Genomic DNA, 1,609 nt, shown 5'->3' with positions numbered 1-1,609 from the left:
CTTGCCGGACGGATTTGCCTATCCGACGCGCTCACAGCTTGGACGCACACATCCAATGGTGCGCTCTCCCTATCCTCCTGCGTCCCCCCGTTCGCTCGAACGGAGGCGGGTGGTACAGGAATCTCCACCTGTTGTCCATCGCCTACGCCTTTCGGCCTCGGCTTAGGTCCCGACTAACCCTGAGTGGACGAGCCTTCCTCAGGAAACCTTAGGCTTACGGTGAAAGAGATTCTCACTCTTTTTTCGCTACTTATACCGGCATTCTCACTTCCAGTCGCTCCACCAGTCCTCACGGTCTGACTTCACAGCTCCTGGAACGCTCTCCTACCACTTGCATCATCAGATGCAAATCCGTAGCTTCGGTGGTGTGTTTAGCCCCGGTACATTTTCGGCGCAGCGTCACTCGACCAGTGAGCTATTACGCACTCTTTCAATGATAGCTGCTTCTAAGCTAACATCCTGGTTGTCTAAGCAACGCCACATCCTTTTCCACTTAACACACACTTAGGGACCTTAGCTGACGGTCTGGGCTGTTCCCCTCTTGACCATGAACCTTCTCACCCATGGTCTGACTCCTCGACGCGAGTCGCTGGCATTCGGAGTTTGACTGAACTCGGTAACCCGGTAGGGGCCCCTCATCCAATCAGTGCTCTACCTCCAGGACTCCTGGCCGAAGGCTAGCCCTAAAGCTATTTCGGAGAGAACCAGCTATCTCCGTGTTCGATTGGCATTTCACCCCTACCCACCCCTCATCCCCGTAATTTTCAACTTACGTGGGTTCGGGCCTCCAGTCAGTATTACCTGACCTTCACCCTGGAGATGGGTAGATCACACGGTTTCGGGTCTACGACCGTCTACTCGAGACGCCCTGTTCAGACTCGCTTTCGCTGCGGCTCCACACCTACGGTGCTTAACCTTGCAGCCGATCGTAACTCGCCGGTCCATTCTACAAAAGGTACGCCGTCACCCATTAACGGGCTCCGACTACTTGTAGGCACACGGTTTCAGGTTCTCTTTCACTCCCCTTCCGGGGTGCTTTTCACCTTTCCCTCACGGTACTGGTTCACTATCGGTTACCAGGGAGTATTTAGCCTTGGGAGATGGTCCTCCCGGATTCCGACGAAATTTCTCGTGTTTCGCCGTACTCAGGATCCACTCCGGAGGAGGGAGGATGTCGGCTACAGGGCTGTTACCTGCTCTGGCTGGACGTTCCAGTCCGATTCGCCTATCCTCCCTCTTGGTAACTCCGATGGAGTGTCCTACAACCCCAGAGAGCAAGCTCTCTGGTTTGGGCTGGTTCCGTTTCGCTCGCCGCTACTCGGGAAATCGCATTTGCTTTCCTCTCCTCCGGGTACTGAGATGTTTCAGTTCCCCGGGTCTACCTCCGACCACCTATGTATTCAGTGATCGGTACTGTCCCATAACGGACAGTGGGTTCCCCCATTCGGACATCTTCGGATCAACGCCTACTTACGGCTCCCCGAAGCATTTCGGTGTTTGTCCCGTCCTTCGTCGGCTCCTGGTACCAAGGCATCCACCGTGCGCCCTTCATTTCTTCACTATACTAGTGAAAAGACGCTTCATTCTAAAATAAAGATCGATGTTGGTC

General features: G+C 54.5%; 1 rRNA gene. It reads right to left on the bottom strand.

What is annotated here, in order from left to right:
* Positions 1 to 1,561, bottom strand: a 23S ribosomal RNA gene (locus CKW00_RS13390); the annotation flags it as partial.
* Positions 1,562 to 1,609 lie beyond the last annotated feature (48 nt).

It is taken from the genome of Salimicrobium humidisoli, from assembly GCF_002295105.1.
In the GTDB taxonomy this organism is placed as follows: Bacteria; Bacillota; Bacilli; order Bacillales; family Halobacillaceae; genus Salimicrobium; species Salimicrobium humidisoli.
The sequence above is the reverse complement of the archived record's forward strand: the minus strand, read 5'-3'. Positions and strand labels throughout refer to the sequence as shown.